The sequence below is a fragment of the Amycolatopsis kentuckyensis genome, from assembly GCF_002155975.1.
Classification (GTDB): domain Bacteria; phylum Actinomycetota; class Actinomycetes; order Mycobacteriales; family Pseudonocardiaceae; genus Amycolatopsis; species Amycolatopsis kentuckyensis.
On record NZ_MUMI01000514.1, the window covers coordinates 1 to 16,920 of the forward strand.

The following is a 16,920-nucleotide window of genomic DNA, read 5'->3' on the forward strand; positions in this document are numbered from 1 at the left end:
CGGCGCGATCTTCGCGGCGGCGAGGTTCACCGGAGCTGCTCGCACGGCGCCCGGACGACGCCCACGGCGGGAGCGACACTCGTTACGTGGCAAGGAAGGCACATTCATGGCGAAGCGTGCGTTGATCACCGGTATCACCGGGCAGGACGGGTCGTACCTGGCCGAGCACCTGCTGGCCGAGGGCTACCAGGTGTGGGGCCTGGTCCGCGGCCAGGCGAATCCGCGCAAGTCGCGGATCAGCAGGCTGGTCTCGGATCTCCACTTCGTGGAAGGGGATCTGATGGACCAGGTCAGCCTCGTGTCCGCGGTGGACTTCGTGCAGCCGGACGAGGTGTACAACCTCGCGGCCATCTCGTTCGTGCCGATGTCGTGGCAGCAGCCCGAACTCACCACCGAGGTGAACGGCATGGGCGTGCTGCGGGTGCTCGAAGCGGTCCGGATGGTCTGCGGGCTGGACAAGTCCCGGCCGACCGGCGGCGGGATCCGGTTCTACCAGGCGTCGTCGTCGGAGATGTACGGCAAGGTCGCCGAGACCCCGCAGAACGAGCAGACGATCTTCCACCCGCGCAGCCCCTACGGCGTCGCGAAGACCTACGGGCACTTCATCACCAAGAACTACCGCGAATCCTTCGGCATGTTCGGGGTGTCCGGGATCCTGTTCAACCACGAGTCGCCGCGCCGCGGCGCCGAGTTCGTCACCCGCAAGATCACCATGGCGGTGGCGGAGATCAAGCTGGGCATGCGCGACAAGCTGTACCTCGGCAACCTGGACGCGGTCCGCGACTGGGGGTTCGCCGGCGACTACGTCCGCGCGATGCACCTGATGCTCCAGCAGGACACCGCGACCGACTACGTGGTGGGCACCGGCCGGATGCACTCGGTCCGCGACGCCGTCCAGATCGCCTTCGACGCGGTGGACCTCAACTGGCGCGACCACGTCGTCGTCGACCCGGCCCTGGTGCGGCCCGCGGAAGTCGAAACCCTCTGCGCCGACCCGGAGAAGGCCCGCGCCGAGCTCGGCTGGAAGCAGTCGGTCGACTTCGAGGAGCTGATGCGGATGATGGTCGAGGCCGACCTGCGGAAGGCGTCGAACGAGCACAAGTACAGCGAGCTGATGCTCGCCGGGAGCTGGTGACGGCCGTGGCGCCCATCCTGTTCGCGTCGATCGCGGACGCCGGCATGATCAACCCGCTGCTCGTCATCGCGGGGGAACTCGCCCGCCGCGGCGTGCCGGACCTGTACTTCGCGTCCACTGAGGACCGCCGCGCCGACGTCGAGGCGATCTCCGCGGACAACCCGGTCCGGTTCGTTTCGTTCGGGGAGCGGCTCGAACGCCCGCCGGGCGAGTGGCACCCGGACCTGTACGCCGCGGCGACCCAGCCCGCCAAGCCGGGCAGCCTGACCGCGCGGCCGCAGAACGTCGTCGCCTACCTCAGCGGCGTCACCGACGCGAGCATCATGGTGACGATGTACGAGCGCGCGCTGGCCGTCGTCGACGAGGTGAAGCCGGCGCTGATGGTCATCGACTCCTCCAGCGTCTACCCGACGGACGCGGCGATCGCCCGGGAGGTCCCGTACGTCTACAGCGTGCCGATCTCGGTGAGCGAGATCTTCGCCGAGCGCCTGCCGCTGAGCTACCCGAGCCCGAACACCGGGCTGCCGCGCTCGCTTTCGGGGCGGCAGAAGCTGGCGAACCTGTGGTTCCGGCTGCGGTTGCTGCACGGCATGCTGACGAAGGTGCCGGCGATGCAGTTCACCAAGGCCCGCAAGGAAGCCGGGATCCTGAACGCGACGGCGGGCCAGTCCGGCTACGCCGACCGCGCGCGGGCGATCCTGGGGTATTCGGTGTTCGGCATGGAGTACCCGTTCGACGCGGCGCCGTCGCACCTGCGGATGGTGGGCCCGGTGGTGCCACCGCTGCCGGAGGCGGTGACACCGGACCCGGCGCTGCAGGCCTGGCTGGACGAGCACGAATCGGTGGTGTACCTGGCGTTCGGCACCCACATGCGGCTGACGGCTCCGCAGGTCGCGGCGATCGCCGAGGCGGCGCGCCGGATCGGGCCGGAGCACCACGTGCTGTGGAAGCTGCCGAAGGCCCAGCGCGCGGTGCTGCCGGCGGACCTGCCGCCGAACGTGCGGCTGGAGAACTGGGTCCCCTCCCAGTTCGACGTCCTGGCCCACCCGCACGTGCGCGTCTACTACCACCACGGCGGCGGCAACAGCGCGTACGAAGGGATCTACTTCGGGAAGCCCGGTCTGGTGCAGCCGTTCTGGATGGACTGCCACGACCACGCGGCCCGGGTGCTCGACAGCGGCTGCGGGCTGGTGCTCTCGTACGAAGAGACGATCTCGGCGGACGCGATCGTGGCCAAGCTCCGCCGGGTGCTGGAGGAGAAGGAGTTCACGGCGCGAGCCGAGGAATGGGCGCACCGCTTCCACGCGGCGGGCGGCTTGGGCGCCGCCGCCGACACCGTGCTGGCCGCACTCCCGAAGGGATAGGAATGTCCGTCAAGTACCCGGTGTCCCAGCCGTACCTGAACGGCGACGAGCTGGCCAACGTCACCGACGCCGTCACGAGTGGCTGGATCTCGTCGCAGGGCCCGTACGTGGCGCGGTTCGAGGCGGATTTCGCGTCGTACAACGGAGTTCCGTTCGGGGTGGCGTGCTCGTCCGGCACCACGGCCCTGACCTTGGCGTTGCGGGCGTTGGGGATCGGCCCGGGCGACGAGGTGATCGTCCCGGAGTTCACGATGATCGCCTCGGCGTGGGCGGTGACGTACACGGGGGCAACGCCGGTGTTCGTCGACTGCGGCGACGACCTCAACCTCGACGTGTCGCTGATCGAGGCGAAGATCACCCCGCGCACCCGCGCGATCATGCCGGTGCACGTCTACGGGCGCCGGTGCGACATGGACGCGATCATGGAACTGGCGTACGAGTACAACTTGCGGGTCGTGGAGGACTCGGCGGAGGCGCACGGGGTGCGTCCGGTCGGGGACATCGCTTGTTTTTCGTTGTTCGCCAACAAGATCATCGCCTCGGGTGAGGGTGGGATCTGCCTGACGTCGGACGCCCGGCTCGCTGCGCAGATGAAGCACCTGCGGGGGATGGCGTTCAACCGGGAGCACACGTTCCTGCACAAGAAGCTCGGCTACAACTTCCGCATGACGAACCTGCAGGCCGCGGTGGCCACGGCGCAGGTGGCACAGCTGGATTCGATCCTTGCTCTTCGCTCGGCCATCGAAGCGCGTTACGACGCCGGGCTGCGGGACGTCCCCGGTGTTCGGCTCATGCCCCGGCGGGATGTGCTGTGGATGTACGACTTGCTGTGTTCGCGCCGGGACGAGCTGCGTGATTTCCTGGCCGCGGAGGGGATCGAGACGCGGGTGTTCTTCAAACCGATGAGCCGGCAGCCGATGTACCTGGATCCGGTTTGGCCTTCCCTGCGGGCGAACCGGTTCGCGGAGGAGGGGTTGTACCTGCCGACGTACACGTCGTTGACCGAGGCGGATCAGGAGTACATCACTTCGCGGGTGCGGAAGTTCTACAGCTGATTCAGACGTCGGCTTCGATGGCGAAGGTGTTGCCGTCCGGGTCCTGGAACCAGGCGATGCGCCCACCGCCGGCCCGGGCGGTGATCCCCTTCGCGTCGTGTTCGAGCTGGTCGTAGCGGGTGAACTCGACGCCGTTCGAGGTGAGTTCGTCCACGATCCCGTCGATGTCGTCGACGTACCAGGTCGCCAGGGTGGCCGGGCTCTTCCCGGCGGTGACGGACTGGTACACGTTCAGGGCCGGTCCGCCACCGGATCCGTAGGTCCGGCTCCCGTCGGCGACGTGGGCGCTGGGGCCGGACCGCAGCGCCCGAAGCCCGAGCTTGCCTTCGTAGAACGCGATTGCCCGGGCAATGTCGGACACGGCGATCGAAGCTCTGACTTGGTACTTGCTCAGGGACATGAGCCACCCTATCGCGCCCGCGCGCAACTCCGCGCCCTCGTGAACGGCCCCACCTACCCCTGCCGGACCTTGCTGCTCAAGTACGTCAAGACCGCCAGCACCCGCCGGTTGTCGTCCCCGTGCTGGGCCAAGTCCAGTTTCGTGAAAATGCTCGCCGTGTGCTTCCCCACCGCGGCCTCGCTGATCGTCATCCGCTGGGCAATCGCCGCGTTGGAGCGGCCCTCCGCCATCAGCTCCAGCACCTGGTGCTCCCGGGGAGTCAACGCGTCCAGTGGGTCCCGGCGTGACCGGCTCGCCAGCAGCTTCGTGATGACTTCGGGATCCATCGCCGTCCCGCCGGCGGCCACCATGCGGAGGGCGTCCACGAACTGGTCCGCGTTCAGCACCCGGTCCTTCAGCAGGTACCCGATCGCGCCCGCGCCGTCCGCCAGGAGCTCTCGCGCGTACGTCTGCTCCACGTGCTGGGACAGCACCAGCACCGGCAACCCCGGGCGTCGCCGGCGGGCCTCCAGTGCCGCTCGGATTCCTTCGTCGCTGAACTTGGGTGGCAGGCGTACGTCCACCACCGCGATGTCCGGTGCGTGGTCCTCGACCGCCTTCAGCAGCTCCGGCGCGTTGCCGACCGCCGCCACCACCGTGAAGCCGTGGGCTTCCAGGAGCCTCGTCATGCCGTCTCGAAGCAGGTAGAGATCCTCCGCGAGGACTACGCGCACGAACCGCTCCTGGGATTCCGGGCCGGGCGGGGCCGGGCTGGGTGGCCCAACCGTACCGTCCCGGCCGGAGCGCGTCAGTCCAGCGCGCGCTTGAAGAACCCCCTGATGCCGAACGCTCCGAAGATCAGCGTCGCCACCACCATGACCAGCAGGGAGATCCACAGCGGGATGGACTGGACCTGGTCCGGCATCACCAGCCGCCTCAACGCCTCGGAGACGTACGTGAGCGGGTTGGCCGCGCAAATCACCTGGAACCAGCGCAAACCGGACAGGCTCAGCCAGGGGAACTGCCCGGATCCGGTGAAGATCAGGGGGACCAGCAGGATCGTGAACACCAGGTTGATGTGCCGGGGCGGCACGATCGTCCCCAGCACCATGCCCACCGCCGCGCCGGCCAGGGAACCCAGCGCGACCACGCCCGCCACGCCCGGCAGGGCCGCCGGGCTCCAGTGGACGCCGTCGAGGATGAGCAGGCCGATCGGGATCATCACCAAGCCCGCGATGATGCCGCGGATCGCGCCGAACAGCATCTTCTCCACCGCGACCAGGCGGATCGACAGCGGTGCCAGCAGCCGGTCCTCGATCTCCCTGGTCACCGAGAAGTCCAGCACCAGCGGCAGCGCCGTGTTCTGCAGCGCCCCGGTGAACGCGTTCATCGCCACCATGCCCGGCAGCAGGACCTGGGCGTACCCCGCGCCCGCGTAGCCGATCTGCGACAGCACCTTGCCGAAGATGAACAACAGGAACAGCGGCTGGATGAGCATCTGCGCCAGGAACGGCAGCAGCTCGCGCCCGGTGACGAAGAAGTCGCGGCCGAGCACGGCGAAGAACGCGCGGGCCTGGCCGGGCTGCGGGGCGACAGTGGCGGCGGTCATCGGAGGTCCCGTCCGGTGATGGAGATGAACACGTCTTCGAGGGTGGGCTTGCCGAACGAGATGCCGGTGACCTCGCAGCGCTCGCGGCCCAGCACGGCCAGCACACCCGGCAGCAGCGACGCCGGCTCGGCTTCGGTGTACAGGCGGAACTGGACGGCGTTCTCGTCGGCGGCCGCCCGGCCGGCCGCGGCGAGCCGCTCGACCCGCTCCACCGACGGCACCTGTTCCAGCTCCTTGACGACAGCGACGGCGCCGGCGGGCGAATCAGCCAGGCTCACGCCCACGGTCAGCGTCGTGTTGCCGGGCAGCGACCGCGTCAGCGCGTCCGTCGTGTCCAGTGCCAGCAGCTTGCCGCGGTCGACGATGCCGACGCGGTCGCACAGCTTGGCCGCCTCCTCCATGTCGTGCGTGGTGACCACCACCGTGACGCCCTCGGCCGTCAGCTCGGCGACGCGCTCGTGCACGAACAGCCGCGACTGCGGGTCCAGCCCGGTCGCCGGCTCGTCGAGGAACATCACCTGGGGCTGGTGCATCAGCGCGCGGGCGATCATCACGCGCTGGGCCTGGCCGCCGGACATCTCGTCGACCCGGGCCTTCGCCCGCGGGCCGAGCCCCATCCACTCGATGAGCTCCTCGGCCCGGCGGTGCCGCTGTGCCCGGCCCATGCCGTGGTAGGCGGCGTGGAACAGCAGGTTCTGCCGCACGGTCAGCGACTGGTCGAGGTTGTTGCGCTGCGGCACGACGGCCAGCGCCTGGCGGGCCGCCGTCGCGTGCTTGACGACGTCGATGCCCGCGACCTCGGCGTGGCCGGACGTCGGCAGGGCACGGGTGGTCAGCATGCTGACCGTCGTCGTCTTGCCGGCGCCGTTGGGGCCCAGCAGGCCGAACACCTCGCCGGTGGCGATGGTGAAACCGAGGCCGTCGACCGCAGGCCGTTCTGCTTTCGGGTACCTCTTGACGAGGTCCCGTACCACCACAGCGTCCGGCACGCCGGGCCTCCAGGAAATCAGTGTGGACAACGAAGACAGGAAGACGTGAGGAAGGGCCGTGGTGCTGGGGGACAACCTCGGCCCTTCCCCACAGGCGGCTGGTTCTGCCGAACCAGCGGGTCAGGAAGTGTGCTTGAGGTGCCGCTCGAGCTCGTCGGCCGCGCGGACCGCGCCACCGGCGGCGCGCACCTTCGCACCCATCGCCGCGACAGCGGACCGCACGCGCTCGTCGCCCGCCGTCGTCGTGACGGCGTCGCGCAGCAGCTCCGGCGTCGGTTCCCGGCCGGCTAGGTTCGTGCCCAGGCCCAGTTCGGCGACCCGGTTGGCCACGGCGGCCTGCTCGACGCTCTGCGGCAGGGCCACCATCGGCGTGTCGAAGTACAGCGCCTCCATCGTCCCGCCCATGCCCGAGTGGGTGATGAAGGCCGAAGCGTGTTCCAGCACCGCCAGCTGCGGCACCTGCGCGTGCGCCTCGATGTTCGGCGGCAGCTCGCCGAGCGAAGCCGGGTCGAGCGCGCCGATCGAGAGCACGACGTGCCAGTCCTCGCCGGTGAACGCCGCCACGACGGCCCGGAAGAAGTCCGGCCGGTCGTTGAACGCCGTGCCGAGCGAAACCAGCAGCACGGGCTTGCCGTCGGACGGCGGCTGCCACCCGCCCTGGAACGTCCGGTCGCCCAGGCACGGCCCGATGAACGCGAAGTGGTCGTCGAAGGTCTCGCCCCGGTACTGGAATTCCTTGGCCACGAAGGCGAGCGCGAACTCCTCGCGGCCGATGGCGAAGTCCGCCGGCGAGATCGCCGGGACGCCGTGGGCCTGCGTCAGCTCGGCGATCTTCTCCCGGAACGCGACGCGGGCCGGGTGTTCCTCGCTGAACCCGTTTTCCTCGCCGAGGAACTTCGCCAGCGACCAGTGGTCGTTGTAGGCGAAGGACGGGAACAGCTCCACCGCGGGCACGCCCCACTTCGCGGCGAGCACCCGCCCGGTCGCGTACACCGTCCGGTCGTAGAGGATCAGGTCCGGCACGTCGCCGGCGAAGGCCGCCTCGAACACCGGGATGGTCGCCGTGCTTTCCATGACCAGCACCAGCGGCAGCCACGCGGCGAAGTCGGCGGGCGGGTCCTCGGTCCGCGGCTTCGGCGTCAGCGACGACTCGTACCGCAGCACCCGCGCCCCGGTCGGCGCCACGAGGTCCGCGAACTGGTCCGTCGTGGCGAAGGTGACGCGGTGCCCGCGGCGGACCAGTTCGGCGGCCACGTCCAGCGTCGGCATGACGTGCCCGTACGCGGGGATGGTCAGCAGCGCGATGTGTGCCATGGGAAAGCTCCTCGGATTGCGGTGGACGGCCGGGGGCCCTCAGGCACGCAGGTCGTGCTTGCGGGTGTAGTAGGCCATGAAGCCGATGAGCCCGCCGAGGACCACGATCCACTGCACGGTCGTCACCAGGTTGATGTCGTCGAGCGGCAGCGTGTAGGCGAGCACGACGCGGACGACCGCGTCCACGATCATGCCGATGCCGAACACGACCGTCAGCAGCCGCAGCCCGTGGCGCATCTTGGGCTCGGTGTCCCAGCGGCGCTCCCACACCTCGGCACCGGCGCCGCCGCGCTTGGTGCGCGCGATGCTGACCCCGGCGTGCAGGAAGAACGGCTTTTCGAAGAACAGCGTGATCAGCATCCAGATGCCGAACATGGCGGTGAGCCAGCCGTCCTTGGCGAAGAAGAACCGCGCGTCGCCCGAAATCAGCGAAACCGCGGTGCCGATGACCATCATCGTCACCATGAAGAGGCCGAGCCCGTCGATCTTGCGGTAGCGGGCGAAGACGTACACGGTGCGGACCACCGGGACGATGCCACCGATGATCGCGGCGGTCAACAGCGGGACGCCGTTCTGGCGCAGGATGTAGTAGACGGCGAGCGGGACGATCAGGTCGAAGGCCGCGGAAGCGAACAGTGCCAGCCGCGGGTTGCGCGGTTCCCCGTGCGACGGCGCGTCGGCCTGCGTGCGTTGAATGCCGGCTTCGTTCATTGCTGCTCCTGGTGGTTCGCGAGTTCGTTCTCTTCCGGAACGCCATTCGCTTGCGTCGTGGCGCTGCTCCGGGGACAACGGTAGTGTCGCGATCCCGGTCGGCGTGAGCCTGTTAGACCGAACATAGGGGTATGGCTTCCTATACCCCTACGAGTGGGCTTGGCCGATTGTGCGGCCCGTCCGGGCGCGCCCAGACTGGAACGACCTCGAGTGCGAGCGGGCCGGTCCGGCCCCCTGGAGACGATGGGGGACGCGATGAGCCGACCGGGAACACTGGCCCGTGGCGAGTATGATCTGCCGATGTCGACGATTCCGCGGCGGAGCGCCTCGGCCGTCCGGCGGGGTGTCGCCGGAATGGCGCGGCTGGTCGTTTTCGTGCTGTTCGCGGCGGTGCAGGTGTGCGTTCTGACGCTGCCCGCGCTGTTCTGGCTGCCGGAATACGTCGCCACCGCGGGGCTCACCGTGCTGGTGGCCATTCCCGCGTGCCGCGTGCTGCCGGTGCTTTCCCGCAAATGCGCGCCGGTGCTCCACGGCCGGGCCATCGAATCGCCGTATCTGCCGTTGCCGGCGTTGGAACGCACCCAGAACGGCTGGTACTGGAACGGCTACGACTTCCACAAGTTCCGCTGGGTCTCGCTGGCCCAGCGGCGCGGCCGCTGGTTCTTCACCGACCCCGCCACCTGGCGGGACCTGGCCTGGCTGGTGGTCAACCCGCTGACCGGCGGCCTGCTGGCGGCCGTGCCGGTCGCGCTCGCCGGGTTCGGGGCGTTCCTGCTGGTCGCGCCGCTGACCGCGCCGCACCTCCCGGCTGGGGCGTGGTACTTCCCGCTGCCGGTGGACACCCCGGCCGGGATCACCGCGACGGTCGTCGCCGGGTTCGCGCTGCTGGTGCTGGGCCTGGTGGCCGCGCCCGGCGCGGTCGGCCTGCACGAGGCCTGGACCCGGTGGCTGCTGGCGCCCGACGAGCGGGCGCTGCTGGCGCGGCGCGTGGAACGGCTGTTCGCCACGCGGGCCGCGGCGATCGACGCCCAGGCCGCCGAGCTGCGGCGGATCGAGCGTGACCTGCACGACGGCGCCCAGGCGCGGCTGATCGCCATCGGCATCTCGCTCGGCACCGCGGAAATGCTGCTCGACACCGACCTCGACGAGGTCCGGCGGCAGCTGGCCGGCGCGCGGGAGCTGTCCGCCGCGGCGCTGCGGGAGCTGCGCGGGCTGGTGCACGGCATCCAGCCGCCCATGCTCGCCGACCGCGGCCTCGGCGCCGCGCTCGAGGACCTCGCGATGGACGCGCCGGTGCCCACCGACGTCGAGGTCGGCCTGATCGGCCGCCCGGACGCGGCCCTGGAGTCGGCCGTCTACTTCTCGGTGGCCGAACTGCTGGCCAACGCGGCCAAGCACGCGGCGGCCAAGCGCGTGCGGGTGAGCGTCACCCACCGGCCGGGCGCGCTGCGGGTCGTCGTCGCCGACGACGGCAAGGGCGGCGCCGACTTCGGCCGCGGGACCGGCCTCGTCGGCGTCCAGCGGCGGATCGCGGCGTTCGACGGCGTCGTGGAGTGTTCCAGCCCGCCGGGCGGCCCGACCGAAATCACCATCGTCATTCCGTGTGCGCTTCCATCGGACAGCAGTACCGAATAATCCAGGGGGACCAGGATGCGTCGAACGATTGTGGTGTGCCTGTTCGTCGTCGTCACTTCTCTTTCGGTGGCCGGTTGTGATCATCTGATCGATTTGGGGTGCGCGGAACGGTCCTGCCATTTCAACCTCGTCAGCGGGGGAAAGGTGGACCTCGGCGGGCAGGAACTGGCGGTGCAGAAGGTGGACAACAATTCCGTCACCTTCCTGTCCAACGGCATCAGTGTTTCCCTGTTCCAGGGCGTCGATCTCGACTTCCTGGGATACCACCTGCACCTCGGGGAGATCCGCGGCGGTGAAGCCAGCCTGGACGTCACGCGGAATTAGCGCGGAAACTTCAGGGGTTACGGTCCGTGCGGTAGTCACCTAGGTTGGTCGACGATTGGACCAACTAGCGGCAGGGGCGACCCTTTCGCGGGTTTCTGGGGTGACTATGCGTAATGATCTTCTCCAACCGCGCCCGCGCGCGGTGGCGGTCGTCCTCGCCGGCGTGCTCCTGACGTCCGGTCTGGTGGCGTCCGGCGCCGCGGCCGACCCGGCCGCGAAGTTCTCGCCCAGGGTGCAGAGCCTCGTCGGCGAGCTGACCCTCGACGAGAAGCTTTCCCTGGTGCACGGCGGAGACGACCCGGACAGCGTCGGCGAAGCCGGGTACGTGCCCGGCGTGCCCCGGCTCGGGATCCCGTCGCTGCGGCTGGCGGACGGCTCGGCCGGCGTCCGGGTGGACAAGCCGTCGGTCGTCATGCCCGCGCCGGTTTCGCTGGCGTCCAGTTTCGACGAGTCGCTCGCCACCCGCTACGGCGCCGGTGTCGGCCGCGAAGCCCGCGCGCTGGGCACCGACGTCCTGCTCTCGCCGATGGTCAACACCATCCGGATACCCTACGGCGGCCGCAACTTCGAGACCTTCAGCGAAGATCCGCTGCTGACTTCGCGGATGGCGGGCGCCGAGGTGCGCGGCATCGCCGGCCAGGGCACCGTCCCGGTCGTCAAGCACCTCGCCGGGAACAACCAGGAGAACGACCGGCAGACGATCAACGTCGTCATGGACGACCAGACGCTGCACGAGGTCGAGCTGCCCGGGTTCGAAGCGGCGGTCAAGGCCGGCGCCGGCGCCGTGATGTGCTCGTACAACAACCTCAACGGGCCGTCCGCCTGCGCGAACGCCGACCTGCTGACCGGGATCCTGCGCGAGCAGCTGGCGTTCCAGGGCTGGGTGATGTCGGACTGGCGGATGTCGCTGACCCCGGACAGCCTGCCCAAGGGCCTCGACCAGGAGATGCCGGCCGGGACGTACTTCGGCGACCAGCTCAAGGCCGCGATCACCGCGGGCACCATCCCGCAGTCCGCTGTGGACACCGCCGTCGGGCGCATCCTCAGCCAGCTGGACCGCTTCCACCTGCTCGACAACCCGGCCCGGCCGTCCCGCGACCTCGCCGGGCTGACGGCCACCGCGCAGGACGTCGCCCAGGCGGGTGCGGTCCTGCTGCGCAACGAGAAGTCGGCGCTGCCGCTGAGCACCGCGCGGTCCGGCAAGGTCGCGGTGATCGGCTACAACGCGAAGACGCCGAAGCTCAACGGCGGCGGCAGCTCCCACGTGCTCCCGTCCGCGACGCCGGCCGCGCCGCTGGACCTGATCAAGCAGCGCGCGGGCAGCACCACGACCTACACCCCCGGCTACGACCCGGCGGGCGAGGTCGTGCCGGCCGGCGCGCTGTCCCCGGCGTTCACCCAGGGCGGCGGCCTGCCCGCCGGCGCGGAGGGCGTGTTCTACAACGGCACGATCACCGCGCCGAGCGAAGGCGACTACAGCATCCAGCTGCAGTCGACCGGGGGCGGCGGGTTCCTCCAGGTGGACGGGACGGCGAGTGGCCTGTTCGGCGACTCCATCGCGGGCGGCTACACCGGGATCACCGTGCACCTGACCGCCGGGCCGCACACGCTGCTGCTGTACGGGTTCGCGGACTTCGTCGACCCGCTGAAGGTGAACCTGCACTGGATCACCCCGGCCGCGGCCCAGGCGAAGATCGACCAGGCGGTGACGGCGGCCAAGGCGGCCACCACCCCGGTCGTGTTCGCCTACGACGACAGTTCCGAAGGCCTCGACCGGCCCGACCTGTCCCTGCCCGGTTACCAGGACGAACTGATCGACGCCGTCGCCACGGCGAACCCGCGCACGGTCGTGGTGCTGAACACCGGGTCCGCGGTGAAGATGCCGTGGCTGGCGAAGACGGCCGCGGTGCTGGAGATGTGGTACCCGGGCCAGAAGGGTGCCGAAGCGACGACGGCGTTGCTGTACGGCGACGTCAGCCCACAGGGCAAGCTGACGCAGACGTTCCCGGTGGACGAAGCCCACACGCTCGTCAGCGGTAGCACCGGGCTCTATCCGGGCCAGGACGGCCAGGTGAAGTACACCGAGGGCGTCGACATCGGCTACCGCTGGTACGCGGACAAGAAGATGGCCCCGCTGTTCCCGTTCGGCTTCGGCCTTTCGTACACGACGTTCGCCTACAGCGGCCTGACGGCGGCGAACGCCTCCGACGGCGGTCTCGACGTGAAGGTGACGATCCGCAACACGGGCACCCGCACGGGCACGGAGGTGGCCCAGGTGTTCGTCGGCCCGAGTCCGCAGGTGACGGCCCCGCAGCCGCCGACAGCCCTGGGCGGCTACGCGAAGGTGACGCTGACGGCGGGTGCGTCCCGGACCGTGACGATCCACGTCGACCCCCGCCAGCTGTCCTACTGGGACGCGACGGCGAAGGCCTGGAAACGCGGAGCGGGCACCCGCCCGGTGCAGGTGGGCTCATCCTCAACATCCCTGCCACTGACCACCCGCGTCACCGTGCGCTGAGGGTCGACACGCGTGATTGGCGAGTCGACACGCGTGATTGAAGGGTCGACACGGCGGCTGAGAGTGTCGGCTCCGCAATCACGCGTGTCGACCTCCTGATCACGCGTGTCGGCTGTGCAATCACGCGTGTCGACCTTTTCCGCACGAAGAAACGGCCGGCGCCTTGGTGGGCGCCGGCCGTTTGGGAGGGAATCGTCAGCCGTTCGTCACCGGTAGGTGGCGGAGGCCTCGGATGATCGCCGAGCGGCGGCGGTCGGCCGGGCCCGTCTGGCGCAGGCCGGGCAGGCGGGTGGCCAGGACGCGGAACGCGACGTCCGCCTCCAAGCGGGCCAGCGGCGCGCCCAGGCAGTAGTGCGAACCGCCCGAGAACGAGAGGTTGTCCGGGGTCGTCGGGCGGGTGATGTCGAAGACGTCGGGCCGGGACCACACCGAAGGGTCCCGATTGCAGCCCGCCGTGAGGACCACCACCGCCGTGTCGGCGGGAACGACCGTGCCGTCGACCACGACGTCCTCTGTGGACACCCGGCTGGACTGCTGGACCGGCGCCTCGAACCGCAGCGACTCCTGCGCCGCCTGCGGCGCCAGGTCCGGGTCCGCCACCAGCTTCTCCCACTGGTCACGCCGCTCCAGCATGGTCTTCACGCCGACGCCGATGAGGTTCACCGTCGATTCCGCGCCCGCCAGCGTGAGCAGCTGGCACAGCGACACGAGCTCGTGCGTCGACAGCCGGTCCTCGGCGCGGGCGGTGAGGAGCTTGCTGATCGCGTCGTCGCCGGGGTGGGCCAGGCGCAGCTCCATCAGCTCGGTGAACAGCGCGTCGAGCTCGTCCAGGGACCGCTGGACGTCCGCGATGTGCTCCACCGACGTGATCTCGTCGAAGATCGTGCCGAACTTCGGCCCGTGCTCGAGGTACCGGCTCAGGAACGGCTCGGGGATGTCGAAGATGGCGGCCACGACCGTGACCGGGATGAGGTCGGCGAACGACGTCATCAGGTCGAACTCCCGGCTCGTGTCGACGCGGTCGAGCAGCTCGTGGCAGATCGCGGTCAGCCGGTCGCGGAACCCGGCGATCGCCTTGGGGCTCAGGAACGGCGTGGCCAGCTTCCGCAGCCGCGCGTGGTCGGCGCCGTCGGCCCCGAGCATCGAGTTGTCGAACGTCGTGATCACCGGGCTGATCGGGGTCCCGTCGGACTTGAGGACGCCGAACCGCCGGTCCCGCAGCACCTTCGTGGCCGTCGCGTGGTCGACCGTCGTCCACGCGCCGAGCTCGCTGCGGTGCAGCGGGCCCTTCGCGCGCATCCGTTCGTACAGCGGATAGGGATCCTCCGGCCCGCGCAGCAGCAGGGCCAGCGGGTCGCCGAGTTCGCCGAGGGTCCACAGCACCCGCATCTGGGTGGTCATGTCCTGGACCGTCATGACTGCGTCCCGGCCGCGATCAGCCCGGCCACGCCCCGCACGGTCGGCGCCTCGAACACCTGGGAGATCCGCAGCTTGACGCCGAGGTCGCGGCTGATCCGCGAGCACAGCTGCGCGGCGGACAGCGAGTTGCCGCCCTGCCGGAAGAACGAGACGTCGGTGGCGATGGAGGGCACGCCGATGATCTCACGCAGGATCCGCGCGACCGCGGCTTCGGTCTCCGACAGCGGTGCCTCCTCCAGGGCCGGCCCGGCCGCGGTACGCAGGCGCGCGGCCAGTTCGGCCAGTGCCCGGCGATCGATCTTCCGGTCCTCCAGCACGGGCAGCCGTTCCAGCCGCTGCACCAGCGCGGGCACCAGGTAACCCGGCAGCCGCTCGGCCAGCCGGGCGCGCAGCTCGTCCTCGCCCGGGGCGCCGGTGTAGAACAGGCAAAGGTCCTCGTACGCACCGTCGGCGCCGGTCAGCGGCACCACCGCGCACGCGCCGACCCCCGGCACGCGGCCGGCGTTCTGCTCGACGTCGTCCAGCTCGATGCGGTGCCCGCGGATCTTGACCTGGCGGTCCGCGCGGCCTTCGAAGTGCAGCAGGCCGTCGGCGGTCCAGCGGCCGAGGTCGCCGGTGCGGTAAACGCGCCCCGGCCCGGAGATCGAGACGAACTTCCGCGCGGTCAGCTCGTCGTCCTTGAAGTACCCCAGCGCCAGACCGCGGCCGCCCAAGGCGATTTCCCCGCTTTCGCCGACGTCGCACAGCCGGTCGCCGTCGAGGATGTACGCCTGGGTGTTCGGGAACGGGACGCCGAGCGGCACCTCGGCGCAGTCCTCCGGCCGCACGCGGTGGCAGGTGGCCGCGACGCTGGACTCGACGGGGCCGTACATGTTGTACAGCGGGATGTCCGGGTACGCCTCGAGGAACCGGGCGGCGTGCCGCCCCGAGAGCTTCTCGCCGCCGGTGCCCACCGCCCGGAGGCCGGCGAAGGCGTCGAGGTCGTTGTCGACCATGCTGTGGAACACCGCGGTGGGCGGGAAGATCGTGGTGACGCCGTGGATCGTGATCAGGTCACGCAGTTTCGTCGCCAGCTCCAGGGTGTCTTCGAGCAGGACCAGGGTGCCGCCGTTGAACAGCACGCCCCACGAGTCGAGGCCGAAGGCGTCCCAGGTCGCCGCGAGCGCCTGCGGCATCACCGCGCCGGAGTCCAGCGGGGTGAACAGCCAGTCGTCGAAGAGCCGGACGTTGCCGCGGTGCGCGGTGACCACGCCCTTCGGCGTCCCGGTGGTCCCGGAGGTGAAGAACACCGCGCAGGCGTCGTCCGCGCCGACGTCGACCGCGGCCGGCCGGGCACCCGGGATCGGGTGCGACGGCGGCGACCACACCGACGGCCACGCGGCACCGCGCTCGGCGGCGACCACCGGCCCGCCGAGGTGCTCGATCAGCTCGCCAAGGCGGCTCGACGGCCACCGCAGGTCCAGCGCGGCGTACGCGGCACCGCACTTGAGGACCGCCAGCAGCGTCGCGAACAACTCGGGGGAGCGGGGCAGCAGCACCGGCACGATCGAGCCGCGGTCGACGCCGCGGGCCTGCAGTTCGGCCGCGTACGCGTCGGCAGTCTCCGCCAGCTCCCGGTAGGTGACGTCCCGGCCGCGATGGTGCAACGCGGTCCGGCCGGGCCACCGCGCGGCGCACCACTCGAACAGGCCGTGCATGGTCTCGGCCCGCCCGAACGGTACTGGTGCCGGGTTGAAGGACGGGGTCATCGGGTGCTCCCGGTGATCAGCTCCGCCAGCGCGGCCGGCGTCGGGTGGGCGAAGGCGGCGGACAGCTTCAGCCGGACCCCGGTCTGCTTCTGGATCCGCTGGACGAGCTGGGCGGCCAGCAGCGAATGCCCGCCACTGGCGAAGAAGTTCGTGTCCTCGGTGACGTCGTCGCGCTTGAGCAGGTGCCGGAACATCGCCATGACGGCGTCGGTCGTGGCGTCCGGCGCGGTCTCGACCGGCGTTGCCGCCGACGGGCCGGCCGCGGCGGCCAGCTTGGCGACCGCGGCCCGGTCCACCTCGTGCCCGGCCGTCTCGGGCAGTGCGTCGACCCGCAGGTACCAGGCCGGCCGCGCTCCGGGCGGCAGCACCGCCTCGGCGTGCCGGGCCAGGTCGGCGGCGAGCTGCGGCTTGTCCGGTGCCTGTACGACGGCGACCAGGTCCGCCGCGCCGGGGCGCAGGGTCACCGCGGCCGCGACGACGTCGGTGTGCGCGGTCAGCGCGTCCTCCACGGTGGCCAGGTCGACGCGGGTGCCGCCGAACGTCAGCTGCCGGTCGAGGGGGCCGTGGACGTGCAGGGACCCGTCGGTGCGCCAGTGCGCGAGCACGCCGGTGGCCGTGCCGCCGAGGTGCAGTTCGCCCCGGACACCCAGCGGCAGCCGCCGCCCGTCCGGGGCGACGACTTCGGCGTCGAGGCCCGCGACCGGCACGCCGTCGGCGAGC

15 protein-coding genes are annotated in these 16,920 nt (G+C 70.5%); 6 read left to right on the top strand and 9 right to left on the bottom strand.

Annotated elements, in window-relative coordinates:
- Positions 1-106: 106 nt before the first annotated feature.
- From CCN39_RS39280 to CCN39_RS39290, 3 genes are read left to right on the top strand one after another with little or no spacing between them, the layout of a single operon-like run.
- Complete coding sequence (locus CCN39_RS39280) at positions 107-1,135, top strand: GDP-mannose 4,6-dehydratase (protein WP_086851057.1); 1,029 nt, start codon at positions 107-109, stop codon at positions 1,133-1,135.
- 5 nt (positions 1,136-1,140) lie between these two features.
- Positions 1,141-2,499, top strand: coding sequence for a glycosyltransferase (locus CCN39_RS39285; RefSeq protein WP_143264323.1), 1,359 nt, complete (start codon positions 1,141-1,143; stop codon positions 2,497-2,499).
- A gap of 2 nt (positions 2,500-2,501) precedes the next feature.
- Positions 2,502-3,554: a DegT/DnrJ/EryC1/StrS family aminotransferase gene (locus tag CCN39_RS39290; protein WP_086851062.1), complete on the top strand. Its 1,053-nt coding sequence runs from the start codon at positions 2,502-2,504 to the stop codon at positions 3,552-3,554.
- A gap of 1 nt (position 3,555) precedes the next feature.
- Here CCN39_RS39290 and CCN39_RS39295 read toward each other — a convergent pair whose 3' ends face one another.
- The 6 genes from CCN39_RS39295 to CCN39_RS39320 all read right to left on the bottom strand — a co-directional run bounded on the left by CCN39_RS39295 (position 3,556) and on the right by CCN39_RS39320 (position 8,556).
- Positions 3,556-3,915 (bottom strand): VOC family protein, encoded by a 360-nt coding sequence (locus CCN39_RS39295; protein ID WP_244211197.1) that lies wholly within the window; start codon positions 3,913-3,915, stop codon positions 3,556-3,558.
- Between the two features lie 92 nt (positions 3,916-4,007).
- The gene (locus CCN39_RS39300; protein ID WP_086851066.1) at positions 4,008-4,667 is read right to left on the bottom strand and encodes a response regulator; all 660 of its coding nucleotides are present in this window, start codon (positions 4,665-4,667) and stop codon (positions 4,008-4,010) included.
- A 74-nt stretch (positions 4,668-4,741) separates the two neighbouring features.
- Positions 4,742-5,542 carry an ABC transporter permease gene (locus CCN39_RS39305; RefSeq protein WP_086851068.1) on the bottom strand — a complete coding sequence of 267 codons (801 nt, stop codon included), beginning with the start codon at positions 5,540-5,542 and terminating at the stop codon, positions 4,742-4,744.
- On the bottom strand, positions 5,539-6,531 hold the full coding sequence (locus CCN39_RS39310) for an ABC transporter ATP-binding protein (RefSeq protein ID WP_086851070.1): 993 nt from the start codon (positions 6,529-6,531) through the stop codon (positions 5,539-5,541). The genes CCN39_RS39305 and CCN39_RS39310 overlap by 4 nt, the downstream gene beginning before the upstream one ends.
- Before the next feature lie 120 nt (positions 6,532-6,651).
- Complete coding sequence (locus tag CCN39_RS39315; protein WP_086851072.1) at positions 6,652-7,845, bottom strand: macrolide family glycosyltransferase; 1,194 nt, start codon at positions 7,843-7,845, stop codon at positions 6,652-6,654.
- Between the two features lie 39 nt (positions 7,846-7,884).
- Complete coding sequence (locus CCN39_RS39320) at positions 7,885-8,556, bottom strand: VC0807 family protein (RefSeq protein WP_086851074.1); 672 nt, start codon at positions 8,554-8,556, stop codon at positions 7,885-7,887.
- A gap of 300 nt (positions 8,557-8,856) precedes the next feature.
- On the opposite strand from CCN39_RS39320, the gene CCN39_RS39325 reads away from it, so the two are divergent.
- The 3 genes from CCN39_RS39325 (at position 8,857) to CCN39_RS39335 (ending at position 13,033) form a co-directional block, all read left to right on the top strand.
- The gene (locus CCN39_RS39325) at positions 8,857-10,191 is read left to right on the top strand and encodes a sensor histidine kinase (RefSeq protein WP_158104589.1); all 1,335 of its coding nucleotides are present in this window, start codon (positions 8,857-8,859) and stop codon (positions 10,189-10,191) included.
- 15 nt (positions 10,192-10,206) lie between these two features.
- Positions 10,207-10,515 carry a hypothetical protein gene (locus CCN39_RS49725; RefSeq protein ID WP_143264325.1) on the top strand — a complete coding sequence of 103 codons (309 nt, stop codon included), beginning with the start codon at positions 10,207-10,209 and terminating at the stop codon, positions 10,513-10,515.
- Between the two features lie 142 nt (positions 10,516-10,657).
- On the top strand, positions 10,658-13,033 hold the full coding sequence (locus CCN39_RS39335) for a beta-glucosidase family protein (RefSeq protein WP_244211198.1): 2,376 nt from the start codon (positions 10,658-10,660) through the stop codon (positions 13,031-13,033).
- A gap of 195 nt (positions 13,034-13,228) precedes the next feature.
- Here the strand turns inward: CCN39_RS39335 and CCN39_RS39340 are convergent, their stop codons facing one another.
- The 3 genes from CCN39_RS39340 to CCN39_RS39350 form a co-directional block, all read right to left on the bottom strand.
- The gene (locus tag CCN39_RS39340) at positions 13,229-14,449 is read right to left on the bottom strand and encodes a cytochrome P450 (protein WP_086851080.1); all 1,221 of its coding nucleotides are present in this window, start codon (positions 14,447-14,449) and stop codon (positions 13,229-13,231) included.
- A complete protein-coding gene (locus CCN39_RS39345; RefSeq protein WP_086851083.1) occupies positions 14,446-16,200 on the bottom strand; it encodes a non-ribosomal peptide synthetase in 1,755 nt (584 codons plus the stop codon). Before CCN39_RS39345 ends, CCN39_RS39340 begins: the two co-directional genes overlap by 4 nt.
- On the bottom strand, positions 16,197-16,920 hold a 724-nt coding region (locus CCN39_RS39350), incomplete at its 5' end, for a non-ribosomal peptide synthetase (protein WP_143264326.1). The genes CCN39_RS39345 and CCN39_RS39350, both read right to left, overlap by 4 nt.

Coding starts and splice junctions, on each gene's coding strand:
- CCN39_RS39280 (WP_086851057.1), top strand. CDS start 107: ATGGCGAAGCGTGCGTTGATCACCGGTATCACCGGGCAGGACGGGTCG.
- CCN39_RS39290 (WP_086851062.1), top strand. CDS start 2,502: ATGTCCGTCAAGTACCCGGTGTCCCAGCCGTACCTGAACGGCGACGAG.
- CCN39_RS39305 (WP_086851068.1), bottom strand. CDS start 5,542: ATGACCGCCGCCACTGTCGCCCCGCAGCCCGGCCAGGCCCGCGCGTTC.
- CCN39_RS39315 (WP_086851072.1), bottom strand. CDS start 7,845: ATGGCACACATCGCGCTGCTGACCATCCCCGCGTACGGGCACGTCATG.
- CCN39_RS39320 (WP_086851074.1), bottom strand. CDS start 8,556: ATGAACGAAGCCGGCATTCAACGCACGCAGGCCGACGCGCCGTCGCAC.
- CCN39_RS39325 (WP_158104589.1), top strand. CDS start 8,857: ATGTCGACGATTCCGCGGCGGAGCGCCTCGGCCGTCCGGCGGGGTGTC.
- CCN39_RS49725 (WP_143264325.1), top strand. CDS start 10,207: ATGCGTCGAACGATTGTGGTGTGCCTGTTCGTCGTCGTCACTTCTCTT.
- CCN39_RS39340 (WP_086851080.1), bottom strand. CDS start 14,449: ATGACGGTCCAGGACATGACCACCCAGATGCGGGTGCTGTGGACCCTC.
- CCN39_RS39345 (WP_086851083.1), bottom strand. CDS start 16,200: ATGACCCCGTCCTTCAACCCGGCACCAGTACCGTTCGGGCGGGCCGAG.